General features: G+C 70.9%; 25 protein-coding genes and 1 pseudogene. 13 read left to right on the top strand and 13 right to left on the bottom strand.

The features are described from left to right. Positions 1-76 precede the first annotated feature (76 nt). The gene (locus ACSHWB_RS41105; RefSeq protein ID WP_439658726.1) at positions 77-265 is read right to left on the bottom strand and encodes a hypothetical protein; all 189 of its coding nucleotides are present in this window, start codon (positions 263-265) and stop codon (positions 77-79) included. A gap of 81 nt (positions 266-346) precedes the next feature. Between ACSHWB_RS41105 and ACSHWB_RS41110 the strand changes: the two genes are divergently transcribed. Then, positions 347-682 (top strand): ArsR/SmtB family transcription factor, encoded by a 336-nt coding sequence (locus tag ACSHWB_RS41110; RefSeq protein ID WP_439658727.1) that lies wholly within the window; start codon positions 347-349, stop codon positions 680-682. Positions 683-728: 46 nt separating this feature from the next. After that, positions 729-1,760, top strand: a complete 1,032-nt coding sequence (locus ACSHWB_RS41115) for a zinc-dependent alcohol dehydrogenase family protein (protein ID WP_439658728.1) — start codon at positions 729-731, stop codon at positions 1,758-1,760. A 6-nt stretch (positions 1,761-1,766) separates the two neighbouring features. Here the strand turns inward: ACSHWB_RS41115 and ACSHWB_RS41120 are convergent, their stop codons facing one another. Then, entirely contained in the window at positions 1,767-3,122 is a 1,356-nt protein-coding gene (locus ACSHWB_RS41120; RefSeq protein WP_439658729.1) for a maltokinase N-terminal cap-like domain-containing protein, read from the bottom strand. Beyond that, on the bottom strand, positions 3,119-4,786 hold the full coding sequence (treS, locus tag ACSHWB_RS41125) for a maltose alpha-D-glucosyltransferase (protein ID WP_439658730.1): 1,668 nt from the start codon (positions 4,784-4,786) through the stop codon (positions 3,119-3,121). Before treS ends, ACSHWB_RS41120 begins: the two co-directional genes overlap by 4 nt. Positions 4,787-5,055: 269 nt before the next feature. Here treS and ACSHWB_RS41130 point away from each other — a divergent pair, with 269 nt between their 5' ends. The 5 genes from ACSHWB_RS41130 to ACSHWB_RS41150 all read left to right on the top strand — a co-directional run bounded on the left by ACSHWB_RS41130 (position 5,056) and on the right by ACSHWB_RS41150 (position 11,358). After that, on the top strand, positions 5,056-6,360 hold the full coding sequence (locus ACSHWB_RS41130; RefSeq protein ID WP_439664760.1) for a glycosyltransferase: 1,305 nt from the start codon (positions 5,056-5,058) through the stop codon (positions 6,358-6,360). Between the two features lie 348 nt (positions 6,361-6,708). Further along, positions 6,709-7,827, top strand: a complete 1,119-nt coding sequence (locus ACSHWB_RS41135) for a glycosyltransferase (protein WP_439658731.1) — start codon at positions 6,709-6,711, stop codon at positions 7,825-7,827. Continuing rightward, on the top strand, positions 7,824-8,834 hold the full coding sequence (locus tag ACSHWB_RS41140) for a hypothetical protein (protein ID WP_439658732.1): 1,011 nt from the start codon (positions 7,824-7,826) through the stop codon (positions 8,832-8,834). Before ACSHWB_RS41135 ends, ACSHWB_RS41140 begins: the two co-directional genes overlap by 4 nt. Then, complete coding sequence (locus ACSHWB_RS41145; protein WP_439658733.1) at positions 8,831-10,294, top strand: glycoside hydrolase family 130 protein; 1,464 nt, start codon at positions 8,831-8,833, stop codon at positions 10,292-10,294. Before ACSHWB_RS41140 ends, ACSHWB_RS41145 begins: the two co-directional genes overlap by 4 nt. A gap of 170 nt (positions 10,295-10,464) precedes the next feature. After that, positions 10,465-11,358 carry an acyl-CoA desaturase gene (locus ACSHWB_RS41150; RefSeq protein WP_439664761.1) on the top strand — a complete coding sequence of 298 codons (894 nt, stop codon included), beginning with the start codon at positions 10,465-10,467 and terminating at the stop codon, positions 11,356-11,358. A gap of 37 nt (positions 11,359-11,395) precedes the next feature. On the opposite strand, the gene ACSHWB_RS41155 is transcribed toward ACSHWB_RS41150, so the two are convergent. Continuing rightward, positions 11,396-11,551, bottom strand: a complete 156-nt coding sequence (locus ACSHWB_RS41155; RefSeq protein ID WP_439658734.1) for a DUF6307 family protein — start codon at positions 11,549-11,551, stop codon at positions 11,396-11,398. Positions 11,552-11,800: 249 nt separating this feature from the next. Between ACSHWB_RS41155 and ACSHWB_RS41160 the strand changes: the two genes are divergently transcribed. Beyond that, positions 11,801-12,541, top strand: a complete 741-nt coding sequence (locus tag ACSHWB_RS41160) for an ANTAR domain-containing protein (RefSeq protein ID WP_439658735.1) — start codon at positions 11,801-11,803, stop codon at positions 12,539-12,541. On the opposite strand, the gene ACSHWB_RS41165 is transcribed toward ACSHWB_RS41160, so the two are convergent. Then, a complete protein-coding gene (locus ACSHWB_RS41165; protein WP_439658736.1) occupies positions 12,488-12,940 on the bottom strand; it encodes an STAS domain-containing protein in 453 nt (150 codons plus the stop codon). The two genes, ACSHWB_RS41160 and ACSHWB_RS41165, sit on opposite strands and share 54 nt — an antisense overlap. Before the next feature lie 260 nt (positions 12,941-13,200). Here ACSHWB_RS41165 and ACSHWB_RS41170 point away from each other — a divergent pair, with 260 nt between their 5' ends. After that, positions 13,201-13,815 (top strand): hypothetical protein, encoded by a 615-nt coding sequence (locus ACSHWB_RS41170; protein ID WP_439658737.1) that lies wholly within the window; start codon positions 13,201-13,203, stop codon positions 13,813-13,815. Here ACSHWB_RS41170 and ACSHWB_RS41175 read toward each other — a convergent pair. Next, positions 13,766-14,035 carry a LysR substrate-binding domain-containing protein gene (locus ACSHWB_RS41175; RefSeq protein WP_439658738.1) on the bottom strand — a complete coding sequence of 90 codons (270 nt, stop codon included), beginning with the start codon at positions 14,033-14,035 and terminating at the stop codon, positions 13,766-13,768. The genes ACSHWB_RS41170 and ACSHWB_RS41175 overlap by 50 nt on opposite strands. A gap of 5 nt (positions 14,036-14,040) precedes the next feature. On the opposite strand from ACSHWB_RS41175, the pseudogene ACSHWB_RS41180 reads away from it, so the two are divergent. Beyond that, positions 14,041-14,280: pseudogene (locus tag ACSHWB_RS41180) on the top strand (PfkB family carbohydrate kinase); the annotation flags it as partial. Here the strand turns inward: ACSHWB_RS41180 and ACSHWB_RS41185 are convergent. The 4 genes from ACSHWB_RS41185 to ACSHWB_RS41200 form a co-directional block, all read right to left on the bottom strand. Next, positions 14,210-15,085: an endonuclease/exonuclease/phosphatase family protein gene (locus ACSHWB_RS41185; RefSeq protein ID WP_439658739.1), complete on the bottom strand. Its 876-nt coding sequence runs from the start codon at positions 15,083-15,085 to the stop codon at positions 14,210-14,212. The pseudogene ACSHWB_RS41180 and the gene ACSHWB_RS41185 sit on opposite strands and share 71 nt — an antisense overlap. 91 nt (positions 15,086-15,176) lie before the next feature. Further along, positions 15,177-15,338: an RGCVC family protein gene (locus ACSHWB_RS41190; RefSeq protein WP_439658740.1), complete on the bottom strand. Its 162-nt coding sequence runs from the start codon at positions 15,336-15,338 to the stop codon at positions 15,177-15,179. Between the two features lie 52 nt (positions 15,339-15,390). Next, complete coding sequence (locus tag ACSHWB_RS41195; RefSeq protein WP_439658741.1) at positions 15,391-16,260, bottom strand: transglutaminase-like domain-containing protein; 870 nt, start codon at positions 16,258-16,260, stop codon at positions 15,391-15,393. 46 nt (positions 16,261-16,306) lie between these two features. Then, positions 16,307-16,804 carry a DUF5994 family protein gene (locus tag ACSHWB_RS41200; protein WP_439658742.1) on the bottom strand — a complete coding sequence of 166 codons (498 nt, stop codon included), beginning with the start codon at positions 16,802-16,804 and terminating at the stop codon, positions 16,307-16,309. A 365-nt stretch (positions 16,805-17,169) separates the two neighbouring features. Between ACSHWB_RS41200 and ACSHWB_RS41205 the strand changes: the two genes are divergently transcribed. Continuing rightward, positions 17,170-18,207 carry a fatty acid desaturase family protein gene (locus ACSHWB_RS41205; protein ID WP_439658743.1) on the top strand — a complete coding sequence of 346 codons (1,038 nt, stop codon included), beginning with the start codon at positions 17,170-17,172 and terminating at the stop codon, positions 18,205-18,207. Positions 18,208-18,248: 41 nt separating this feature from the next. Here the strand turns inward: ACSHWB_RS41205 and ACSHWB_RS41210 are convergent, their stop codons facing one another. Then, on the bottom strand, positions 18,249-18,710 hold the full coding sequence (locus ACSHWB_RS41210; protein WP_439658744.1) for a VOC family protein: 462 nt from the start codon (positions 18,708-18,710) through the stop codon (positions 18,249-18,251). A 62-nt stretch (positions 18,711-18,772) separates the two neighbouring features. Between ACSHWB_RS41210 and ACSHWB_RS41215 the strand changes: the two genes are divergently transcribed. Beyond that, positions 18,773-19,750 carry a helix-turn-helix transcriptional regulator gene (locus ACSHWB_RS41215; RefSeq protein WP_439658745.1) on the top strand — a complete coding sequence of 326 codons (978 nt, stop codon included), beginning with the start codon at positions 18,773-18,775 and terminating at the stop codon, positions 19,748-19,750. Here the strand turns inward: ACSHWB_RS41215 and ACSHWB_RS41220 are convergent. Continuing rightward, a complete protein-coding gene (locus ACSHWB_RS41220) occupies positions 19,734-21,764 on the bottom strand; it encodes a 2Fe-2S iron-sulfur cluster-binding protein (RefSeq protein WP_439658746.1) in 2,031 nt (676 codons plus the stop codon). The genes ACSHWB_RS41215 and ACSHWB_RS41220 overlap by 17 nt on opposite strands. Before the next feature lie 57 nt (positions 21,765-21,821). On the opposite strand from ACSHWB_RS41220, the gene ACSHWB_RS41225 reads away from it, so the two are divergent. After that, positions 21,822-22,436 carry a TetR/AcrR family transcriptional regulator gene (locus ACSHWB_RS41225; RefSeq protein ID WP_439658747.1) on the top strand — a complete coding sequence of 205 codons (615 nt, stop codon included), beginning with the start codon at positions 21,822-21,824 and terminating at the stop codon, positions 22,434-22,436. On the opposite strand, the gene ACSHWB_RS41230 is transcribed toward ACSHWB_RS41225, so the two are convergent. Beyond that, positions 22,433-23,635, bottom strand: coding sequence for an NAD(P)/FAD-dependent oxidoreductase (locus ACSHWB_RS41230; protein WP_439658748.1), 1,203 nt, complete (start codon positions 23,633-23,635; stop codon positions 22,433-22,435). The genes ACSHWB_RS41225 and ACSHWB_RS41230 overlap by 4 nt on opposite strands. Positions 23,636-23,831 lie beyond the last annotated feature (196 nt).

Here is a 23,831-nt window from a genome sequence, read left to right on the forward strand (position 1 = left end):
CCCTACTGACAAGTACGGGTCAGCGGCGAGGTCGTTCATTCACAGATGTGCGCCGTCGTTCACAGAATTCCCGGCGTCACTTCTTCCGCTTCGGCCAGGGGATCAGCAGCAGGACGCCCGCGCTGGCGCACAGCAGCCCGATCGTCGTCCACAACTGCTGCCCCGTCATGAAGCTGCCCTTGAGATATCCCAGACCTTGCGCGGTCCAGACCCCGCCGATGACCAGCAGGACGACTCCGAGCCCGACCAGCAGTTTTCTGCTCATGACCGAAGGCTAGCGGCAGGACGCGGTGAAGGTTCGACGGCGGTCGTAGTATCGGTCGCGTCGCAGCAGTGAGGAGCCACCGTGGCACGCCCCCGCACCACCCCGCGGACCGTCGAGCACCCCGAACTGGCCGAGGTCTCGTTGCAGCAGGCCCTGGAGGCGCTGGCGGACCCGGTGCGGCGGATGGTCGTGTGCCAGCTGGCGCGGGCGGGCGGCGAGAAGGGCTGCGGCACGTTCGAGACGCCGGTGTCGGACTCGACGCTCACGCACCACTTCACCGTCCTGCGCGAGGCGGGCGTGATCCGGCAGCACTACCGGGGCACGACCAAGCTGAACTCGTTGCGCGAGGCCGAACTGGAGGCCCGGTTCCCCGGCCTGCTGCCGGCGGTGGTGACCGCAGCGGAGGCAGAGGCCTGACTTCGACAGTGGCCAAAGTTTGACGGCCATCAAACTTTGGGGGAGGGTGGCGTCACTGCTTCCCGGCCCCGAGGACGGCTCCACCATGGCCAGGCACGTGTTGTTCGACCGGCTCGGCGGCCCCGAGGTGCTGACGCTGCACACCGTCGACGCGGGCGATCCGGGGCCGGGTGAGGTGCGGATCCGCGTGGACGCGATCGGCCTGAACCGGGCAGAGGTCATGTTCCGCGAGGGCGTCTACTTCGAGCAGCCCGCCTTCCCCGCCCGGCTCGGTTACGAGGCCGCGGGCGTGGTCGAGGCGGTCGGCGAGGACGTGGCGCACCTCGCCGTTGGCGACCCGATCGCCGTCGTGCCGTCGTTCTCGCTCACCAGGTACGGCACCTACGGCGACCATGTGATCGTGCCCGCCCATGCGGTACTCCCCCGGCCCGCGCACGTCGACCCGGTGCGGGCCGCGGCGGTGTGGATGGCCTACGTGACGGCATATGGGCCGCTCTTCGAGACCGGCGAGGTGCGTCCCGGCGACCACGTGCTGATCAGCGCGGCCGCCGGCAGCGTCGGCCTGGCGGCGATCCAGGTCGCCCGCCACATCGGCGCGATCCCGATCGCCACCACCCGCGGGGCCGCGAAGAGGGACCGGCTGCTGGAGGCGGGCGCGGCCGGGGTGATCGTCACCGGCGAGGAGGACCTGCCCGCCCGCGTCCGGGAGATCACCGGCGGCGAGGGCGTCCGCCTGGCGTTCGACCCGATCGCGGGGCCCGGCGTCGAGACCATCGCGCAGGCCATCGCGCCGGGCGGCCACCTGGTCGTCTACGGCGCGCTCGACCCGCGGCCCACGCCGTTGCCCAACGCGCACAGCTACCCGCAGGTGACCAGCCGCACGTACACGATGCACTCGATCACCAGCGACCCCGAACGCCTGCGCCGCGCCGTCTCGTTCGTCGACGCGGGGCTCGCTCTCGGCTCGTTCTCACCGGTGATCGACCGGACGTTCGACCTCACCGAGATCGCCGACGCCCACCGCTACCTCGCGGAGGGCGGCCACTTCGGCAAGGTCGTCGTCACCGTGGACCACTGACCGGCGTCAGACCAGCCAGGCCGGTTCGCCGGTCACCACGTCCGCGATCGCGGACAGCGGGATGACCGTCCACTCCGGACGGAACCGGTGCTCGTGCCGCACCTCCAGCACCGCACGGTCCAGCTCGACGGCGGTCAGCAGCGCGCCGTCGGGCCGCAGGTCCGGCGCCAGCTCGGCGTACCCGGCGCAGAACGCCTTGCGGTTGCGCTCCAGCCACCGCGCGGCCCTGGGCAGCAGGGCGGCGACGTCCTCGGCACCGACGAGCAGCTGCGCCGCCGCGTAGTGCAGCGACCGCAGGGCCGTGGCCACGTCGTGCTCCGCGGGGCGTGGCCGTGCCCGGTCCGCGGCGCTGCCGTGCGGTTCACCCTCGAAGTCGACGAGCACCCACGTGCGCGGCGACCGCAGCACCTGCCCCAGGTGCAGGTCACCGTGCACCCGCTGCAGCCGGATCGGCTCCGCGGTCGCCAGCACCGCGTCGAACCGGGCCCGCAGGCCGGCCTCGAAAGGCGCCAGGCCGGGAACCTCGGGCAGCGCGGCGTCCAGGCGGCGGTGCAGGGCCGCGACGAACTCGACCTCGTCGTCCGGTCCGGCGACCTGCTCGCCGAGCGTCTCCCGCAGGTCGGCGTGCACGCGCGCGACGGCCTTGCCGAGCCGGTGCGCCTCGGCGGCGAAGTCACCGCCCGCGTCCTGCGGGTCCGCGCCGGGTCCGGCGAGGAAGTCCCGCACGCTGGCGGTGGCCATGGGCCAGCCGAGCGCGCCGAGCGGCACGAACTCGTGCAGCACCGCCAGCGTCGTGCGCGCTCCGTCCAGTTCGGACTCGAGGGCGCCCAGGGGTGGCGCTATGTGCGGGTCGTCGATCGTGTGCAGGGCGTTCTGCAGCACCAGTTCCGGGTTGTCGCCCGGCACCAGCTCGCGGAAGAACTTCAGCACGTGCCGCTGGCCGTAGACGATCGAGGAGTTGCGCTGCGGCCCCGGGAACGGCCTGCCGACCGGCGCGGCGGTGTACCTGGGCGGCAGCGCGCCGCGGAACCGCAGGTCCGCGATCTCCGCCGAGGTCTCGAAGTGGCCGAGCAGCACGGCCGTCAGCTCCGGGTCGTACACCGCCTCGTACACCTGGCGATCGCCCGCGCTGCCGATCCTGGCGTGCACCAGGCGTTCCGGCAGCTCGTCCCGCAGACCCAGCAGCAGCTGGTACCGCAGCCCGTCGCAGGCGAGCACGACGTGCACCAGCATGGGGTCGCCGTCGTGCAGGACGGTCACTCGTTCGCACTCGACCGGCCCGCGGCCGCGGAACCAGGGCTGTGCGTGCAGCCAGCGCTCCAGCTGCTCCGGCACGACCTCGACGGCCTCGCTCGTCGTCACTTCTTGTCGCCGCCTTCCACGTCGGAGCTCAGCTGGAACCAGTAGAAGCCGTGACCGGGCAGGGTCAGCTGGTACGGCAGCTCCCCCACGGCGGGGAACCGCACCCCGCCGGTCAACTCCAGCGGCACGGCGCCCGCGTGCTCGGACAGGTCGAGCTCGACCGGCTGCGGGAAGCGGGAGAGGTTGTTCACGCACAGCACCACGTCGGTGCCGAGCGTGCGGCGGTAGGCGAGGACGGTCGGGTTGGACCCGCCGAGCTCGGTGAAGTCGCCGTGCCCGAACGCGCGGTGCTGCCTGCGCACCTCGATCATGTGCCGGGTCCAGTTCAGCAACGACGACTGGTTGCGCGTCTGCGCCTCGACGTTGAGGCCCTGGTAGCCGTAGACCGGGTCCATGATCACCGGCAGGTAGATCCGGCCGGGGTCGCACGACGAGAAGCCGGCGTTGCGGTCCGGGGTCCACTGCATCGGGGTGCGCACCGCGTCGCGGTCCTGCAGCCAGATGTTGTCGCCCATGCCGATCTCGTCGCCGTAGTACAGAACGGGCGAGCCGGGCAGGGACAGCAGCATGGCGGTGAACAGCTCGTGCTGGTTGCGGTCGTTCTCCAGCAGCGGGGCGAGCCGTCGCCGGATGCCGATGTTGGCCTTCATCCGCGGGTCCTTGGCGTACTCCGCGTACATGTAGTCACGTTCCTCGTCCGTGACCATCTCCAGCGTGAGCTCGTCGTGGTTGCGCAGGAAGATGCCCCACTGCGCGTTCTCCGGGATCGCCGGCGTCTGCGCCAGGATCTCCGAGATCGGGAACCGCGACTCCCGCCGCACCGCCATGAAGATCCGCGGCATCAACGGGAAGTGGAACGCCATGTGGCACTCGTCGCCACCCACGGCCTGATCACCGAAGTACTCCACGACGTCCGACGGCCACTGGTTCGCCTCGGCCAGCAGGACGCGGCCGGGGAACTCGTCGTCGACGACCTTGCGGCACTTGCGCAGGAAGTCGTGGGTCTCGGGCAGGTTCTCGCAGTTCGTGCCCTCGCGCTCGAACAGGTAGGGCACGGCGTCCAGGCGGAACCCGTCGATGCCCAGGTTCAGCCAGAAGCGCAGGATGTCGAGCATCGCGTCCTGGACCGCGGGGTTGTCGAAGTTGAGGTCCGGCTGGTGGCTGAAGAAGCGGTGCCAGTAGAACTGCCCGCGCACCGGGTCGTAGGTCCAGTTCGACGACTCCGTGTCGACGAAGATGATCCGCGCGTCGGAGTAGGCGTCGTTGTCGTCGCTCCAGACGTAGTAGTCGCCGTAAGGACCCGTCGGATCCTGACGGGACTGCTGGAACCACGGGTGCGCGTCGGAGGTGTGGTTGAGCACCAGGTCGGTGATCACCCGGATTCCACGCCGGTGCGCCTCCTCCAGCAGGTACACGAAGTCCTCGACCGTGCCGAACTCCGGCAGCACCGACCGGAAGTCGCTGATGTCGTACCCGCCGTCGCGCAACGGCGAGGCGTAGAACGGCGGCAGCCACAGGCAGTCGACGCCGAGCCACTCCAGGTAGTCCAGTTTGGACGCGAGCCCCCGCAGGTCGCCCGTCCCGTCACCGTTGGAGTCGCTGAACGCCCTGACGAGCACCTCGTAGAAGACCGCGCCCTTGAACCAGTTCACCTCGTGCTCCATGGCACCTCTCGCTCGCAAAGTCGTGGGATTGCGGCAGAGTGGGGCATCGTCGGCGCCAAGATCAAATCGTTCACCTGACCGTGTGAACCGCGCCGGGGACGGCGGATCTCGCGGCGGTCGTCGCGTCACGCCGGGTGTCGGATGCTCTTGAAGTGGGTAGTCTTGGCTCGGCTGTCAGATGCAGCAACCGCCCGGACCCCGCGGTCTCCTCGCCCCCGTTGAGGGAGAACACCGTGGCCCGCGGTCCGCAGCGAATCCCGTTCGACCGGATGAGGATCGCGCTCGTCTCCGAGCACTCCAGTCCCCTGGCCGCACCCGGCGCGTTGGACGCGGGCAGCCAGAACCTCCACGTGGCGGGCCTCGCGACCGCGTTGTCCACCCTCGGCCACAAGGTGGTCGTCTACACGCGGCGCGCCCATCCCCACGTTCCCCAGCGCGTGCAGACCGACGACGGCTACGAGGTGGTGCACGTCCCCGCCGGCCCCGCCGTGCGGATGAGCGGCGACGACGCCCTCGCCCACACCGGAGATTTCGTGCGGGCCCTCAAGCTCGTCTGGAAAGCGCGCCGACCGGACGTCGTGCACGCCCACGGGTGGCTGTCCGGCATCGCCGCCGTCCTGGGCGCACGGGTCAGCCGGGTGCCGGTGGTGCAGACGTACCACTCGCTGGACACGGTGCCGCCGCAGCAGCACCGCGCGAACGGCTCGGTGTCCACCAAACGGCGGGCCGTCGAACGGCTGGTCGGTCACGAGGCCGACCGCATCGTCGCCACCTGTTCGGCGGAGTCGCAGACCGTGCTCGGGATGGGCGTCGACCGGTCGAAGCTGTCCGTCGTGCCCCGGGGCGTGGATCTCGACCTGTTCACGCCGCACAGCGGGTCCGCCGTCCGGGTTCGTCCACGGCGCATCGTGTCGGTCGGCGGGCTTCTTCCGCACAAGGGTTTCGAGGACACGCTCCGAGCTCTGTCCAAAGTAGACGGGGTGGAGCTGGTGATCGCCGGCGGCGGCGCGCAGGGCGACGTGCGGGGTGATCCCGAGACGAAACGGCTGCTCATGCTGGCCGGCGCGCTGGGCGTCGCGGACCGGGTCGTGTTCGCGGGCCACGTGCCGCACGCCGAGCTGCCCGCGCTGCTCAGGTCCGCGGACCTGATGGTGTGCGCCCCGCGGCAGTGGTCGTCCGGCTGCGCGGCGGTGGAGGCGATGGCGTGTGGAATCCCGGTCGTCGCCACCGCGGTCGGCGGCCTCACCGACTCGGTGCTGGACGGTCTGACCGGCGTGCTGGTCCCGCCGGGGAAACCGGACGCGATGGCCAAGGTGCTGAGGGCGCTGCTCGCTGACGGCACGCAACGGGAACTGCTCAGCGCCGGTGGTTACGACCGGGCGCACGCACGGTATTCGTGGCAACGCGCCGCCAGCGACCTGGTGCGGATCTACTCGGCGGTGGCCCACGACCTCAAGGCCGGTGCCGATCGGGAAGGCGCCGGAGACGTCCGCACCCTTGGTTCCGGGAGGAGGAGCGCCACCGTCATCCAGCCTTCACGCAGCGAAACCCGCGCGGACCAGCCGTGGGCGTAGGCTGGGCACACCGAGGGGACCTCGCGCATCAGCGGCCCCTGCGGAGCGTCAGCGACCTCGCCGAGGCGGGTGACCGAGATGATCTCGGACCCGAACGGCCCGCACCACGCGCTCTCCGGACACCGGGCGCTCCGTTCGACGAACCGCTCCACGGCCGGCACCCGCTGGTGACCGGCCCCGCCACCACCGTTCCGCGCTGACATCGCCGACCTGGCACACGCGGGCGCGACCCAGCGCGTCCGGCCGTCGCACCACGACAGTCGCATGTGGACTCTTTCGACACTCTCGCCGGGCTCTCCGCCCGGGGAACGGTGCCGCCCGCCACCGATCAGAAAGGTATTCCGCTTCATGGTTCGCACCTACGGCTTCATGAGCACCTATCCGCCCACACAATGCGGGCTCGCCACGTTCACCGCGTCCCTGCGGCACCACCTGACCGCCGTCAGGCCGGGCAGCGGGAGCCGGGTCGTCCGCGTTCTCACCGACGCCGAGACCGCCCCCGCGGCGACGTCGGCGGTGCACCCCATGCGTCCCGGCGCGGCGGAGGACGCCGCCGCCGTTCTCAACGGGTGTGACGTCGCCGTGGTCCAGCACGAGTACGGGATCTACGCGGGCCGCGACGGCGCCGAGGTGCTGAGCGTGCTCGCCCGGCTGCGGGTCCCGGTGATCGTCGTGCTGCACACGGTGCTCACCGCACCTACCCCCGGTCAACGCGCGGTGCTCGAAGCCGTCGTCGACCACGCCGACGCCGTGGTGACCATGTCGGAGGCGGCCAGAAAGCGCCTCCTGGCGGGCTATTCGGTCGAACGGCCCGGCGACGTCGTCGTGATCCCGCACGGTGCCGTCCCCCGGTCCGCACCCGCACGGCGCGCCGGCAGACCGCTGATCCTGACGTGGGGCCTGCTCGGCAGGGGCAAGGGCGTCGAGTGGGGCATCGCGGCGCTGGACGCGTTGCGCGACCTGCGACCGCGGTACCTGGTGGCCGGGCAGACCCACCCCAAGGTGCTGGCGCACGAGGGCGAGGCGTACCGGAACCACCTGCGTGACCGCGCCACCGCGCACGACGTCGCGAACCTCGTCGAGTTCGACTCGGCCTACCTGGAGGACGACGTGCTGGCGAAGCTGGTCGGCCTCGCCGACGTCGTCCTGCTGCCGTACGACTCGTCCGAGCAGGTCACGTCCGGGGTTCTCGTCGAGGCGCTGGCCGCGCGGAAACCGGTGGTCGCCACGGAGTTCCCGCACGCCGTCGAACTGCTGGCGGACGGCGCCGGATTGCTGGTGCCGCACCGCTCCCCCGGTGCCATCGCCGCGGCGCTGCGACGGGTGCTCACCGAACCCGGACTCGCCGCCGGCATGCGCGACCGCTCGGCGAGCCTGAGCCCGGCGCTGAGCTGGCCTGCGGTGGCGAGCCGCTACCGCCATCTCGCCGACCACCTCGTGAACGCCCGAGTCGGCGTGACGCGATGATCGGCCCGGACTTCGCCCATCTGATCCGAATGAGCGACGACACCGGCCTGTACGAGCACGCGGAAGGCCCGCTGCCGCGCATCGAGCACGGCTACTGCCTCGACGACGTGGCCAGGGGCCTGGTCGTCCTGAGCCGTGAACCGCACCCGCCCGCGGAGCTTGCCGCCCTGGCCGAGCAGTACCTCGCCTTCATCGCCTACGCGCAGGGCGAGGACGGGCGTTTCCACAACCGGCTCGGCCCCGGCCGCAGCTGGCAGGACGAGCCGGGCCTGGGCGACTGGTGGGGACGCGCGCTGTGGGGTCTCGGCACCGCCGCCGCCCGCAGCCCGGTGCCCGCGATCCGCCAGACCGCGCTGGACTGCTTCGACCGCGGCGCCCATCACCGCCCGCCGTCGGTGCGCACGATGGCGTTCGCCGCGCTCGGTGCCGCCGAGGTGCTCAGCGCCGACCCCGTGCACGCTCCCGCCGCCGCGCTGCTGCGCGACATCACCTCGTACGTCGGCGCGCCGGGTCCCGACCCGGACTGGCCGTGGCCGGAACACCGGCTGTTCTACGCCAACGCCGCGCTGCCGGAGGCGTTGATCGCCGCGGGCGAGCTCCTCGGGGACGACCAGGCCCGCGACGACGGACTGCGGCTGCTGGACTGGCTGCTGGCCGTGGAGTCCACGGACTTCCACCTCTCGCCCGTGCCTGCGGGCGGGTGGTCGCTCGGCGAGTCACGTCCTGCCTTCGACCAGCAACCCGTCGAGGCCGCCGCGATGGCCGACGCCTGCGCCCGCGCCTACCGGGTCACCGCCGACCCGAAGTGGCTCGCCGGGATCCACCGTTCGATCGCGTGGTTCAACGGCGACAACGATCTCGGCACGCTGATGCACGACGAGCAGACCGGCGGGTGCTACGACGGACTGACGCCGAGCGGTCCCAACATCAACCAGGGCGCCGAGTCGACCCTGGCGCTGATCTCCGCCCAGCAACACCTGCGCACTCTCCTGGAGAGCACCGGATGAACGTCCGCGTCACCCGCGGTTCACTGCGCCTGCGCCCGGACCCGAGCCGGGTCATCACCAGGCTGTTCGTGCCGGGAGAGGAGGTTCCCGAGCACGAGTCGCGGTCCGCGGCCGTGATCCGGCGGGTGATGGCGCTCGACGAGGACACCGTGTGCGCCGCGCTCGACCGCACGGTCCTCCTGTTCGCGGAACGGCACCGCGACGTCCGCGCGACCTTCGCGGACAACTTCGCGAGCGTCAGCCACCGGCTGCCCGCGGAAGCCGGCCTGTCCGAGTCGCGCCGGTTGCTGATCGGCGCGTACTTCACCCACGAGTACGCCGTCGAGGGCGCCGCGCTGTGCAACCCGTCCATGGTGGCGCACCCCGACCAGAGCGGGACGGCGCCGGGACAGCTGCGGTACGTGCTGAGCGTGCGCGGCATCGGGGAGGGGCACCTGTCCTCGATCGGCTTCCGGACCGGGGTGGCTGACGCGGAGGGTGTGCTGACCCCCGACCCGTTGCCGGGCGTCATCAGCACGGGCCTGCGCGGGGACACGGCCTACGAGAAGAGCCTCTTCCAGGGCAAGCTCGCCGAACGCGGCCACGACGACGAGGTCTCCGCCGTGCTGGCCCGGTGGCTGCCGGAGCGGTTCACCGGCGCCGAGCTGGACGAGCTGCTGGCCGGCCTGCACCCGAAGCTGATCGCGAGGCAGGCCGCCCACCGCACCGCCGAGCTGCTCCGGTGGATCGCCGCGTGCAACTACACCACCGAGTTCCCGGAGGACTCGGAGGTGGGCGGGCGGGTGCTCTGGCCCACCGGTCCGTCCGAACGGCACGGCATGGAGGACGCGCGGTTCGTCCGGTTCACCGACGACAACGGAGACCAGACCTACTACGCCACCTACACCGCGTACGACGGCGTCGACGTCGAACCACAGATGGTGCAGACCAACGACTTCCGCACCTTCCGCGTCACCCAGACGACCGGTTCCGCCGCACGCAACAAGGGCATGGCGCTGTTCCCCCGGCGGATCGGGGGCAGGTTCGCGGCGCTGTCCCGCGGCGACGGGGAGAGCACGGCCGTCACGACCACCGACGACATCAGGACGTGGAACGCGCCACGGCCGGTGGTGGGGCCGTCCAGGGAGTGGGACCTGGTCCAGGTCGGCAACTGCGGCTCGCCGATCGAGACACCGCGGGGCTGGCTCGTGCTGACCCACGGCGTCGGCCCGATGCGGCGCTACTCGATGGGCGCGATGCTGCTCGACCTCGACGAGCCACACCGCGTGCTGGCCGCCCTGCCGGAACCGCTGCTGGTACCCGATGCCACCGAACGGGACGGCTACGTGCCCAATGTCGTCTACTCGTGCGGCAGCCTGATGCACGGCGACACGCTGATGATCCCGTACGGCGCGAGCGACGCCACCATCGGCGTGGCGACGGCGTCGGTGAGCGAGCTGATCGCCGCTATGGCGCGGTGATGGCCGCTGCGCCGGGTTTCGCCAGTGGGGCACTGCGGGTACTTCCTGTCCGACAAGCACGATCGCCCCAGACCCCGGCGACACCCGTCCCGGAGGTTCGCGACGTGAGTACGACAGCAAACCCGACAGCCAGCACAACGGGATCCCGCCCGCAGGCCGCACCACAGCCGATGCTCGCCGGTGAGAACACCCCGTTCGAACGGTTCCTGGTCAAGCTCTTCGCGGTGGTTCCCGCGCTGGCGCTGGCCGCCGCCATCCCGCTCGCCTGGGGCTGGGGGCTCGGCTGGACCGACATCGGTCTCGCCGTCTTCTTCTACACCTTCACCTGTCTCGGCGTGACGATCGGTTTCCACCGCTACTTCACGCACGGCGCGTTCAAGGCGAACAGGGCACTGCGGATCGCGCTCGCGGCCACCGGCAGCATGGCGATGCAGGGGCCGATCATCGGCTGGGTCGCCGACCACCGCCGGCACCACGCCTACGCCGACCGTGAGGGCGATCCCCACTCCCCCTGGCTGTTCGGCACGTCGGCAGCCGCACTCGCCAAGGGGTTCTGGCACGCCCACATGGGGTGGATGTTCCGCCGCGAGCTGACCAACGCCGCCCGCTTCGCACCCGACCTGCTGGCCGATCCCGACATCCAGCGCGTCAACCGGCTCTTCCCGGTGCTGACCGCCGTCACGCTCGTCACCCCCGCCGTGGCGGGAGGGCTGATCAGCTGGAGCTGGTGGGGTGCGCTCACGGCGTTCTTCTGGGCGAGTCTCGTGCGGGTGGCCGTGCTGCACCACGTCACGTGGTCGGTCAACTCCATCTGCCACATGATCGGTGACAGGCCGTTCGAGGCACGCGACAAGTCAGCGAACTTCTGGCCGCTCGCGCTCCTGTCCATGGGCGAGTCCTGGCACAACTCCCACCACGCCGATCCCACCTGCGCACGGCACGGCGTCCGGCGCGGCCAGATCGACGTCTCCGCGCGGGTGATCCGGGTGTTCGAGCTCTTCGGCTGGGCCACCGCCGTCCGCTGGCCGAGGCGGGAACGGCTGGCGCGCAAGCTCAAGCAGTGAGCAGGCGCGGGGCAGGCGAGTGCCCCGCGCCGCGTGGTCAGCGCACCTTCTCCGGGATGTGGTCGAGTGCGCGCAACACCTGCGCGGCCAGGTCCTTCGGCACCTCGCCGCCGAGATCGGTGCGGCTGGTCAGCACGTCCTGCACCATCTTGAGCCGGCGGTCGTAGGCGGAGGTGTACGTCGGTTCGGTCATCAGTTCTCACTCAATGCCTGAAAAGGCTGCTTCATCTTTCGTCGAGTACGACACGAGCGTGACTGCTCAGGTGCGAAAAGTTTCTCGACAGAATGAACACTACGCCCGTTCGACGCCGGCCGACCGATTGGCAGCCTGTTGTTCCCCATGACGTACCGATCCGTGTCATTGCTGCTAGCGGCTCTGCGGCAAAACGGAGTGCCCCTCGTCCGGATGGCGCGAAACCAGCCGGAAAGCAGGTGACAAGACGTGTCGAACCATCGGATCACGGAGGCTTTCACCGAACTGGCCGACATGCTCGTGGAGCGGTTCGACAGCATCGAGTTCCTGCACGTCCTGGCCGAGCACAGCGTGGAGCTGTTGCCCGTGGACGCGGCGGGGATTCTGCTGGCAGACGAGCAGGGCGTGCTCAGGCTGATGGCCGCGCACACCCTCTCGACGCCCCAGGTCGAGCTCTTCCTGCCACAGGGTGAGGAAGGGCCGTCCGAGGAATGTTTCCGCTCGGGACGGACCGTGCGATGCCGCAACTTCGGCGCGATGCCGCCGCGGTGGCCTCGGTTCACGGCGGCGGCCGTACAGCTCGGGTTCGCCGCGGCCGACGCGGTGCCGATGCGCCTGTGGGACGAGGTGATCGGTTCGCTGACCCTGCTCCGGACCTCGCCCGGCACGCTCTCCACCGACGACGCGGTGCTGGCGCAGTCGTTCGCGAACGTGGCGACGATCAGCCTCTTCCAGATGCGGGTGACCGAACAGGACCGGGCGCCCGCCGGGCAGCTCCAGGCCGCGCTGGCGAACCGCGTCGCGATCGAGCAGGCCAAGGGCGTGCTGACCGAACGGCTGGGGATCGGCGTCGCGGACGCGGTCTCCCTCCTGCGCGACCACGCGCGCGACACCGGCCGGCCGCTGTCGGAGATCGCCCGGCAGGTCAACGAACGGTCACCGGAGGTCGCCGGCCTGACGAGGGCCGGCAAGCAGCGGCCACGCCGGTGACGGCGAACCGCGCCCGACCCGGCACCGCACCGCCTCACCCACCTCGACGTGCAGGTCGAACGTTCCCGTCAACCCCGTGATCATCAGGGGCATCCGCACCTGGCGGGTGCGCGCGACCACGCACAGGCCGGTACCGCCCGCCAGCGCCCGTTGCCCGATCTCGACGAGAGCGGTGAGGCCGGCGGCGCAGAGAAAGCTCACCCCGCCGAGGTCGAGGACGAGGTGGCGGGTGCGCACCAGCGACTCGTTCACCCGATCGCGCAACAACGCGGAGGTCGTCCCCTCCAGCTCGCCGCGCACGGTGACCACGATCGGCCCGGACGCGGTGGTCCGCGCGGTGACGGTCAGAAGTCCGGCAGCGCACGAATCAAGGGGTGCGGTGACGTCGAGATGTGCCATGGGACCTTCTTCCGGCAGCGAATGCGAAGCCAGGGTCCGGGGCACCTGGCGGCCAGGCTACACCGGAGGTGACAGGCGCGGAAGCGGCGCGAGGCACGTTCACCACACTGCCACAGAAGTCCACAGTGGACGATCGGAGCCGCTGATCGCCGGAAGTGGCGGCCGGCGAGTAGCGTTGGGCCATCGACGAATCGGCGAACGACGAACAGACCCGCTCGGCCCCTGCTCCGGTCACGAGGAGGGTCAGGGCGGGCGCCGCGGTGGTCGCGGGTGCGCTCGCGGCACTCGCCGTGACGCTGGCCGTGCTTCTCGGCGTCGACCAGGTGGGCACGGTGCTGCTGGGCGTGCTCGGCTGGTTCGTCGCGCTGGCGGCGCGGTTGCCGGCGGTGGGCTCGGCGAACAGGCTGCACGCGATCCGGCGACGCGACACCATCGTCGCGGCGGCGTCGGGGGTCACCGACGAGGTGGTGCGGCTCGCGCTGGTCCTGGTGGCCGTCAGCGGCGTCGAGTCCGCGCTCTGGGCTGGTTTCGGCTGGGCGCTGGCGCAGCTCGTGTTCATCGCCGCCACCGAGCTGAAGACGTTCAGCTGGCCGCTGGGAACTCAGGCAACCGAACAGCTGCAGGCCCAGGGCGGGTTCGTCAGCACGCATCCCGTGCACAGCGGGGTTCGCGGCCTCACGACCATGTCGTTCCACCTCGGCGCCACCCTGCTGCTGACCGCCGGATTGTGGTGGGTGCTGGCCACGGCGTCGGCACACGCGCTGGTGAACCTGGCGTTCGCGCGGCAGGCCAGCAAACGGCTCGTACCGGTCGAACTGTTCGGCATCACCGTGAGCGTGGCGCTGCTGGTGGCCGGGCTGCTCGGCTCCGGCTGAGCGTGTGCCGGACTGGCCCCGGCGGCCGGACGGGAACGGCGGCCAGACCCGAGATCTCCGGGGTGAGCGCGATGGACGGGATCAGCGAGACCCCCACGCCCGCGGTGACGAGCGTGCGGGCGAAGAAGTAGTCCGTGGTGGTGCCGCGGATCTCCGGTGCGAAGCCGGCGCGCTCGGCGTAACGGCGCAGGTACGTCTCAGTCTTGAGGCAGCCGAGCACCCAACGGTGCCGGCGACGCGCACTGCGGGGTGCTGGCCGCGGGACTCGCCGGGGGCCTGTCCCCGGAGGAGGCCGCCCGGCGAGCCAACGCGGCCGCCGCTCTCGCCGTCACGCGGCCAGGTCCGGCCACCGCCGAGCTCGACGCCTTCCTGCGCACCGCGCAGGAAGGCGTGATCACGGCTTGGTCAGGCGCACCAGCCAGCCGTCGTGGTCGGTGTGCGACATGCCGTACTTGCTGGTGCTGACGAACGCGTTGTCGTTGGAGAACACGACGTGCTGCACGTCGCCGTCGCCCTTGCGGACGTGACCGGGAGGCACGCAGTTCTGCGCGTTCTCCGGGTCGGCGGTGTCGTACTCCAGGTTGAAGTCGCCGCCGACGATCGTCTTGCCGCTCAGTCCCTCGACGGCCCGGATGTTCGGGATCACGTCGAACAACAAGGCGCGGCACTGGGCGAGCGCGACCGGCTCGCTGCTGGCCGACAGGTGCGTGGCACAGCCGAGGTGGTCGCCGATCGCGTACACGCACGCGAACGTGCGCTGCTCGTTGCCGCTGTCCTGGCTGGTGTAACGGCCGCTCCACGCCTTGACGCCCTGGTAGCTGCCCGCGGCCACCCTGCCGATCACGGCGTTGCCGTAGTCCTGGCCGTTGGTGCACTTCACCGGCGCACCGGTGTCGCGCCGGACCGCCGGGACGAACAGCTGGTACACCGCGTCCCCCGGCCACGCCTGCGCCAACGCGGGCGCGAGCTGACCGGACACGTCGTTCGCGCAGATCTCGTTGAGCGTCACGAGGTTCGGCCGCAGCCGGCGGATCAGGTCGGCGCCCTCACCGATCGCGCGGCCCTGCGAGTAGCAGCCGGCGATCCCGCTGTTGCACAGGTTGAGTTGGAGCTCCCAGAAACGCTCGGCGGCCGTCGTGAGCGGTGCCTCCCCAGCCTGCGGAAGCACCACCACCGGCGTCGCGTCCCGGTACTCGGCGGACTGGCTCACCGCGCTCGCACCAGGCACCACAACGCACAACGACACCAGGATCGCCGCTAATACGGACACACCTGTTCTCCGAACCACTTGCCCTCCAGCCGGTCTGTGTCACCGCACCGGATCTTGGCAGCGAACGGAGTGCGCGGGAAGGCAGTTGCCGTCAGGAGCAAATGCATCCGCGGGGCAGCGCGGAGGCCGCGGTCGCGTTGCAGTACCGCACGCCCAGCGGGTCGTGCTTCTGCCACGGGTGGGGACACACGTCGCAGGTGACGGTGGGCTCGGTGGTGCGTGGTTCGACGATGAGTGATTCGGGAACGGTCATGCGGTGACTCCGATGAGGCTGTGGTCGAGATAGTGGCGGGACGCGGTGACGATCACCCTTGTGCGGGGGCCGGTTCCTCCTCCGCGCGGACGATCATCGACTCCAGCACCGGGCCGCCGAAGGTCGTGACCATGGCGACGTCCGCGGCGTCCCGGCCGCGGCCGACGACCACACGGCCCTTGCGGGGCATGTTGTTGCGCGGGTCGAAGGTCCACCAGCGGCCGTCGAGCCAGACTTCCATCCACGCCGCGAAGTCCATCGGGGCGCCGTCGGGCGGCACGTCCAGGTCGGGCAGATATCCGAAGACGTAGCGGGCGGGGATGTTGAGCGCACGGCAGAACGAGATCGCCAGGTGCGTGAAGTCGCGGCACACGCCGAAACCCGAGGCGTTGACGTCCGCCGCCGTCGACAACGCCGTGGAGGTGCCGTAGCCGAAGCTCAGCGAGTCGTGGACGTGCTGGCAGATCGCCCGCACCCGGTCGTAACCGGGCGCGAGGCCGCCGAACTTCGACCAGGCCTCGTCCCCGAGCACGTCGGACACGCAGTAGCGGCTCGGCAGCGTGTACAGCAGCACGTCGTCGGGCAGGTTGTCGGGCGAGATCTCCCGCGCGGTGCCGTCGACGGCCTCGGTCTCGTCCGGGACCTCCGCCAGCGCGCTGTAGTCCACTGTGGACAGTCCGGCCGGCAGGACCAGGCGGGCCAGGAAGTTGCCGTACAGGTCGAAGTAGTGCCGCACGGGGACGTCCGGCTCCACGGACAGGCGCTCGCAGCTCACCTGCGCCTCGCCCTCGCGGTACGGGCGCACCAGGAACACCGCGGGGGTGGGCACCTCCGCGCGGTAGGTGAACGCACAGCCGACGCGGAGCATTCGGGGTGCCCGCGCCGGCTGTGCCTCGCGGCCTCGTTCACGCTGCGAGGTCAACGAACGCGTCCCGGGAAGTGGCCGGGAGCGATCTGTGGTCTGGTCATCACAATCCTCGTGTCTCCTGCCGGATGACGTCCACGGAGATCTTCTTGGCGCGGAGCAGGTTCTCGACGGTCTCGGTGTTCTCGCGGTGCGCGGCGCGCATCATGGCCTGGTGTGCCGCGAACGGCTCGGCGTCCGGCGGTACGAGCAGCAGCGTGATCCGGGTCCGATCGCCCGCGATGACGTCCACGGTGTGCATCGGCCTGGACCAGAACCCGCTGAGCCGGACGCGCACCCCGTCGACCCCGATCTCGCGCGGTGCCGTGTCCCACTCGGTCAGGTTGTAGCTCACCCTCGGGATGTCACCCAGCCGAACGGACAGCACCGCGATCAACGCGGGCAGTTCCGCGGTGAGGTCCCGGGACCGCGGCCACCACGCACCGTCGACGAACCCCTGGGTGGGCGCCTTCGGCCGCAACCGGAGTCGAAGCGGATGCCGAGGCTGCTCAGTGGCCGTGACGGCCGGTGGGGCGTGAGAGAGGTGCGGAGCCGACACCATGCCGGAACTCCCGTCTCCGGCAGGAAGAATCGCCGGTTCAGGTTCGCCGAGCACGACTTGGGCTTGACCGCTCAAGTGCGAGATGTTCTCGACAAAACCGACACTACACGGTCGCCGCCAGGGCCACCGGTTGCGGCTTCGTTAATTCCTGGCCGCCCGGTGACGAAAAAGTTGCTGGTGGGTGAAGTGCGCCAGGACCGGGTACAAAGAAGGTGACCGTGCGTTCGAAGCTCCGCACGGGAGGTTCGCCGCCCAGACCCGTTGCGAACATCGCCGCTGTGCGTTCACTCCCACTCCCGGTGGGAAAGCTCTGTCCTGCAGCCGTGTCCGAGCCTCCCCGACGCACCACTACCCGGAGCAGGTACATGACCACGACGCACAACGCGCCGGCCAAGACGTCGGAGCGCCCGCCCGGCAGCGACTTCAGCCGGCTCACCAAGGAGATCAAGGCGGCCGGCCTGCTCGACCGCCGGCGCGGCTACTACTTCCTGCGGATGGCCGTCAACGCGCTGATGCTCGCCGCGATCGCCGTGGCGTTCGTGCTGCTGGGCGACTCGTGGTGGCAGGTGGCCACGGCGGTCGCGCTGGCCGTGGCGTCGACGCAGCTCGCGTTCATCGGGCACGACGCCGGCCATCGGCAGATCTTCCGCAGCCACCGCAACAACGACGTGGTCGGGCATCTGCACGGCAGCCTGACGGGCATCAGCTACCAGTGGTGGGTCGCCAAGCACAACCGTCATCACGCGAACCCCAACCACGAGGACGAGGATCCGGACATCGAGATCCACGCCCTCGCGTTCAGCCGCGCGCAGGCCGCGACCAAGCGCGGCCCGTACCGCTGGATCACCCGGCACCAGGCGTTCCTGTTCTTCCCGCTGCTGCTCGCCGAGGCGGCCGTGCTGCGGATCTCCGGCGTGGTCGCGTTGTGCCGCAAGGAACTGCGCAACCCGTGGCGTGAGGCCACGCTCCAGTTCCTGCCCCTGATCGCGTACCTGACGGCGATGTTCGTCGTGCTGTCACCGTTGAAGGCGATCGTCGTCATCGCGGTGCACCAGGGTCTGATGGGCGTCTACCTCGGGTGCTCGTTCGCGCCGAACCACAAGGGAATGCCGATCATCTCCCAGGGACAGCGCCTCGACCACCTGCACAAGCAGGTGCTGACGTCGCGCAACGTCACCGGCGGCCGCTGGGTCGACGCGCTGCTCGGCGGTCTCAACCACCAGATCGAGCACCACCTCTACCCGCACATGCCCCGGCCGAACCTCCGCCGCGCGCAGCCCGTCGTCGAGGACTTCTGCCGCCGGCACGGCATCCCGTACAGCAAGACCACGATGTACCGCTCCTACGCCGAGGTGCTGAGGCACCTGCACGACGCCGGAGCGCCGTTGCGCCAGGCGAGCTGAACCGGTGCGCGGGGCGGGAGTGAACCCCGCCCCGCACGGTCTCAGGCGTGGGCCGCGGCGACGTCCACGATCCAGGTGACGCCGAACCTGTCGGCGAGCATCCCGAAGGCGGGCGCCCACTGCGCGGGGCCGAACTCCTCGATCACCGTCGCGCCGTCGGCGAGCCCGTCCCAGATCGGGGCGACCTCGTCGACGCTCTCGCCGCGCACGGACAGGAAGAACGGCTCCTCGGTGACCGTGGTGCCGTTCACGCGACGGGTGGTGGGCTCGCCGGCCGCGACCGGCTCGTCGGTTCCGGGCACGTCGTAGGCCATGACGCGGAAGCCGTTCTCGGCGACGACCTCGCCGAACACCACGTTCTTGGCGCCGGGCACCTCGGCGGGCATGCCGAAGTCGGCGTAGGTGGCGATGGTGATCTGGCCGCCGAAGACCGAGCGGTAGAACTCCAGGGCCTCCCGGGCCTGGCCGCGGAAGTTCAGGTGGGTGACTGCGTTGAGTGACATGAGAGGGACTTTGTCAGCAGTAGCGGACAGGGAACGTCCGCTACTTGTGCCAAGCTGAACTCATGCCGATCGCCGCGTCCACGACCACGTCCGGCCGACTGCTGTCGTTGCTGTCCCTGCTGCAGGTCCGCCGCGACTGGCCGGGCGTGCTGCTGGCCGACCGGCTGGGCGTCAGCGAACGCACGGTGCGCCGCGACGTCGACCGGCTGCGCGAGCTCGGGTACCTCGTCCAGGCCGTCAAGGGCCCCGACGGCGGGTACCGGCTCGAGGCGGGCAGCCAGATGCCGCCGCTGCTGTTCGACGAGGACCAGGCGGTCGCGCTCGCCGTGGCGCTGCGGATCGCCGTCGGCACCGGGGCGGGCATCGAGGAGGCCGCCGCACGGGCGCTGGCCACCGTGCGCCAGGTCCTGCCGTCCCGCCTGCGTCAGCGCATCGACGCCTTGGAGGTCGAATCCGCCGGCCGCGGCCCCCAGGTGGACACCGAGGTCCTGCTTGCGCTCAGCGGCGCCGTCCGGGCCTGCGAGGAGCTGCGGTTCGATTACAGCTCCCCCGGCCGCCCGCCCGCCGAAGGCCCTCCGCGCCGGGTCCAGCCGCACCACCTGGTGGTCCGGTCGGGCCGCTGGTACCTCGTCGGGTGGAGCCCGGAACGCGACGACTGGCGGACGTACCGCGCCGACCGCATGACGCTCCGCGTGCCCAACGGACCGCGCTTCCAGCCCCGTGAGGTGCCAGGGGGTGACGTCGCCGCGTTCCTGTCCGCCCGGTTCAAGGGGTCCGACACCAACGCCTGGCCCTGTCGCGGCGAGGTGATCCTCGACCTGCCTCTTGCCGAGGTGGCGCCGTTCGCCGGGGACGACACCGCGCAGGAGGACGGCGCCCGCACCCGGCTGCTGACCGGCGCGTGGTCGTGGGCCGCGCTGGCCGCGAAGCTGGCCCGGTTCGACGCGGACGTCGAGGTGGTCGGGCCTGCCGCCCTGCGAGAGGCGTTCGCCGACCTGTCCCGCCGTGCCGCCAGGGCCTCGGTCACACCTCCACGATGACCTCGGTCAACGGCGTGCTGGTGCAGGCGAGGATCTGGCCGGCGGCCTTCTGTTGGGGGGTGAGGCAGTTGGGCTCCTGCTGCGAGACCTTGCCGCCCCGCAGTTTCACCACGCACTCGCCGCAGCTGCCGACGGTGCAGGAGTACGGCATCGGCAGCCCGGCGGCGAGTCCCGCGTCGAGCAGGGTCTGGCCGGGTTCGACTACCGCTTCGCCGACGTTCTCGACGCGCATGCGTTGCGGCGTGGCGGAAACGGCCGTCGCGGACGGTCCGCTGGTGTAGCGCTCGACGTGGACGTGCTCGCCGGGGACGCCCAGTTCGGTCAGCGCCTGCTGGACGGTGTCCATCAGCGGTTCCGGGCCGCAGAGGTAGAACCTTGCGCCAGCGTGCGTGGTCGCCCATTCCCGGACCTGGGGAACGTCGAGGCGGCCGTCGCGGGACGTCACCACGTGCGTGACCGCGAGGCGGCCAGGATGCTTCTCCCCCAACCGTTCCAGCTCGGCGGCGAAGATGGTCTCCTCGGCGCTGCGGTTGCTGTAGAGGAAAGCGATCCGGTTCGTGCCGGATGTGCTGAGGAGCGTGCGGATCATGCTCATCATCGGCGTCACGCCACTGCCCGCCGCGATGAGCACCACGTCGGAGTCCTCGGACAGGTGGAACGAGCCGGACGGGCCGCGCACGAACAGCCGGTCGCCCACCGCGAGGCCGTGGACGTGGGTGGAGAACCGGCCGACCTGCTTGACCGTGACCTCCAGCCGCGTCGAGCCCGGCGCCGACGACGCCGAGTAGGGCCTGCGGACCTGACGGCCGCCGATGTCGGTGACCAGCGTGAAGAACTGGCCGGGCCGGAAGTCGAACGGCTTGCCGTCCTCCAGCACGACCGTGACCGCACTCGGCGTCTCGCGGCGGACCTCGGCGACGCGCACCTCCCGCAGGGGGTTCTCCACGGCGGCACGGGGCCGGGCGGCGGCGATCTCGTAGCCCTCCTTGCGCAGGCCGGAGCGGTAGGCCAGGTTCATGACCGCCCGCAGCCACTTCTCCGGGATCAGCCGGGTGATGCCGAGCAGCCTGCTGCCGGTGTTCGCGGCCAGGTGGCGGCTCGCCAGCGCCATCAGGTCCGGCACGTCGGGGTCGGCGTCGGCGGTCCACAGCCGTGCCTGCGTGACGGCGTCGCTCACGACCAGCTCGGCGGCCTCGACGTCGATGAGCAGCGCGGCGTGCGGTGGTGTTCCGTGCAGTGCCAACGGTTCCAGCCGTGCGGGATCGACGGTGATCCTGCCACGGCCGCGGACCTGCAGCACGCCGGTGCGTCCCGGAACCAGGGCGGCGAACGAAAGCCGGTCGTCCTGCAGGAGGTTGCGCAACGAGTCGGTGCGCTTGTTGCCCCTGCGGTCCGCCATCAGGAGCGTGCGGCCGTCCACGATCCGCACGACAGGCCCCTGATCTCCGCGCGGACTGGTGTCACTGCCGCCCTTCGTGTCCCATGTGGACAGAGCGAGGAACGGTGCCGCCGCGAGGAAGTCCGCGACACCGGGCCGGGCGAGCGGTCCGCCGTCGATCTCGGGCGCGGGGCCCGCCGGGGTGGGCGGCTGCCACAGCCCGGAGCGCAGGACGGCCTGGGCGCAGTGCACGTACACCTCCTCGACGTCGAAGACGACGTCGGTGCCGCGCCGCACGGAACCGTTGACCCGCAACGTCTCTCCCACTCCCGGCAGCAGGAAGACCAGCGAGGCCGGCCCGGTGGCGGCCCCGTCGCAGGGGAAGGAGATCCGCGTCGGCGAGTGCACCCGCGCGAACCCGGGCCTGCCACCGACGAACGTCGTGGTGTTCCCGCCGTCCGCGACCCGGTGACCGAAACCCGCGATCGGACTGTGGGACAGCACCGTCACGCATCCCTCGTCGAGCGCCTTGAGCTGCTTCAGCCCGATCATCGACGGGGCCCGGCCGACGATCGACCCGATGTCCTCCACTGTCGTGAGGAGATGATCGTCCTTAAGCTTGTTTTCCCAGCTCATGACACTATTATGAGCTTTTGCTCATGTCTTGGATACTCGCTTTTGGAGGAGGACGTCATGCCGTCGGCCCACCGCGACGTCGACCCACGTCGGAAGCCCCGGCAGGTCCGCGCCGAGCTCACCCGCGACCGCATCCTGACCGCGGCTGCTCACGTTTTCGCCGAGCACGGGTACGCGGCGGGCACCACCAACCGCATCGCCGAACGGGCGCGCGTCTCGATCGGGTCGCTCTACCAGTACTTCCCGAACAAGGACGCGATCCTCGCCGAGCTGCTGGTGCGGCACGTCGACCGCGGCACGTGGACGGGCGCCGAGCAGCTCGACCTCGCGCCGGGCACCCTGGAACCGGTCGTGCGGGCGCTGGTCCGCGACGCGATCGACAACCACCGCGACGACCCGCAGCTGCTCCGGATCATGGTCGAGGAGGGCCAGTTCTCGCAGGAGCTGAAGGACACGATCACCCGGCACGGCGCCCAGCGCGTCGCCCAGGTGCGCGACCTGTTCGCCCGTCACCCCGACGTGCGGGTGCAGGACCTGGACACCGCGGTCGACCTCATCGTGTTCACCGTGGAGCTCAACACGCACCGGTTCGCGGCGTCACCGCAGACCACGCCGGTGGAGACGTTCGAGAACGAGCTCGTGCAGATGATCACCCGGTACCTGCGCGGCTAACCGAGGTCGGCGAGCACCGCCCGAGCGGCCCGGCGGCCCGAGTGCAGCGCGCCCTGGATCGAACTGGTGTCGCGGTGGTCGCCGCAGACGTACCGCCGCTCGCCCGCGCGCACGGACAGCTTGAGCCGGTGCGGGGCGTCCATGGCTGGCAACGCGCGTTCGATCTCGTACCGCCGCAGGACCTCCCAGCGGCTGACGTCCGTGCCGTAGAGGCGGTTCAGGTGCGTGCGAACGTCCTTTTCGGACGCTTCACCCAGCACGGTCGCCTGCACCAGCGGGGCGTGCGGTGAGTAAGGCCGCGAGACCTCCGACATCACCGCGGTGTTCACGACCGGCCCGCCCTGGGCGTCGACGACCAGGCACCCGTCGCGCAACGGCGAGCGCGGCGGCCGGAAGTACCAGGTGGTCACGCTGTTCCAGCGGGGTTCGGCCAGGCCCGGCAGCAGGGCGGCCGCGGTGGTGCCGTCCGTCGCCACCACGACGGCGTCGGCCTTCAGCCGCTCGCCACCTTCGAGGTCGACCCCGTTGTCATGCACGGCGTGCACGGCGGTGTTCAGCTGCACGGTCCCCTCGGGCAGTCGCGCAGCCAGCGCTTTCGGCAGCTCACCCATGCCGAGCGCGGGCACGGCCGCACCGCCGCGGGCGAAGCTGCGCCACACCAGGTGGAAGAACCGCGACGACGTCTTCAGCTCACGCTCCAGGAACACCCCGGACAGGAACGGCCGGAACACCGCCTCGACCGCGCGTTCGGTGACCCCGAGGTGCCGCAGCTCGTCGCGCGTCGTGCGATCAGGCGAGGTGAACAACGGGCGCACGGGCCCGAAGGCGTCCCGCGCCGAGAACCCGGCCAGCGCCGCGAGATCCCGCGCGCCGAGGACGTGCTGGCGCAGCATCCCGTCCCACGCGGCTGGCCCGGTGCGCGGGTCGGCGAGCAGGTCGTGGCGGCCGCCGTCGTGCACGAACACCCCGGGCCGCAGGTGGCGCAACGGGAACGGCCCGAGGTCCAGCCGTTCCAGCTCGGGATACGCGGGCAGCATGATCTGGAAGCCGCGGTCGAACCGCACGCCGTCCTCGACGTCCGTCCGCACGCGGCCACCCACCTCGTCGGCCGCCTCCAGCACGGTGACGTCCGCGCCGGCCGCGTTCAGCTCCAGCGCCGCACTCAGTCCAGCAAGTCCTGCTCCCACCACCACGATCACATGTCGACCGTATTGGCCGCGCCGCCGACGTGCACAACGGCGCGGCGGGCGAACCGGCGACCGCCCAGTCCTCAAAGGACCCGAGAGACGCTGACCGGTGTCCACTTCTCGCCGGGAGTGGACGCGAACTCGCGGCCCTGGAACGGCTGTAAGGGTGATGTTGACCGGCAAGCGGCCTATTCCGCGCGGTAGGTCT

It is taken from the genome of Lentzea sp. HUAS TT2, assembly GCF_051853195.1.
Lineage (GTDB): Bacteria > Actinomycetota > Actinomycetes > Mycobacteriales > Pseudonocardiaceae > Lentzea.

Bases quoted from the DNA above. Each gene is read 5' to 3' on its own strand.
- ACSHWB_RS41105 (WP_439658726.1), bottom strand. From the start codon at position 265: ATGAGCAGAAAACTGCTGGTCGGGCTCGGAGTCGTCCTGCTGGTCATC.
- treS (WP_439658730.1), bottom strand. From the start codon at position 4,786: ATGGAGCACGAGGTGAACTGGTTCAAGGGCGCGGTCTTCTACGAGGTG.
- ACSHWB_RS41130 (WP_439664760.1), top strand. From the start codon at position 5,056: ATGAGGATCGCGCTCGTCTCCGAGCACTCCAGTCCCCTGGCCGCACCC.
- ACSHWB_RS41135 (WP_439658731.1), top strand. From the start codon at position 6,709: ATGGTTCGCACCTACGGCTTCATGAGCACCTATCCGCCCACACAATGC.
- ACSHWB_RS41140 (WP_439658732.1), top strand. From the start codon at position 7,824: ATGATCGGCCCGGACTTCGCCCATCTGATCCGAATGAGCGACGACACC.
- ACSHWB_RS41145 (WP_439658733.1), top strand. From the start codon at position 8,831: ATGAACGTCCGCGTCACCCGCGGTTCACTGCGCCTGCGCCCGGACCCG.
- ACSHWB_RS41150 (WP_439664761.1), top strand. From the start codon at position 10,465: ATGCTCGCCGGTGAGAACACCCCGTTCGAACGGTTCCTGGTCAAGCTC.
- ACSHWB_RS41155 (WP_439658734.1), bottom strand. From the start codon at position 11,551: ATGACCGAACCGACGTACACCTCCGCCTACGACCGCCGGCTCAAGATG.
- ACSHWB_RS41165 (WP_439658736.1), bottom strand. From the start codon at position 12,940: ATGGCACATCTCGACGTCACCGCACCCCTTGATTCGTGCGCTGCCGGA.
- ACSHWB_RS41190 (WP_439658740.1), bottom strand. From the start codon at position 15,338: ATGACCGTTCCCGAATCACTCATCGTCGAACCACGCACCACCGAGCCC.
- ACSHWB_RS41200 (WP_439658742.1), bottom strand. From the start codon at position 16,804: ATGGTGTCGGCTCCGCACCTCTCTCACGCCCCACCGGCCGTCACGGCC.
- ACSHWB_RS41205 (WP_439658743.1), top strand. From the start codon at position 17,170: ATGACCACGACGCACAACGCGCCGGCCAAGACGTCGGAGCGCCCGCCC.
- ACSHWB_RS41210 (WP_439658744.1), bottom strand. From the start codon at position 18,710: ATGTCACTCAACGCAGTCACCCACCTGAACTTCCGCGGCCAGGCCCGG.
- ACSHWB_RS41215 (WP_439658745.1), top strand. From the start codon at position 18,773: ATGCCGATCGCCGCGTCCACGACCACGTCCGGCCGACTGCTGTCGTTG.
- ACSHWB_RS41220 (WP_439658746.1), bottom strand. From the start codon at position 21,764: ATGAGCTGGGAAAACAAGCTTAAGGACGATCATCTCCTCACGACAGTG.
- ACSHWB_RS41225 (WP_439658747.1), top strand. From the start codon at position 21,822: ATGCCGTCGGCCCACCGCGACGTCGACCCACGTCGGAAGCCCCGGCAG.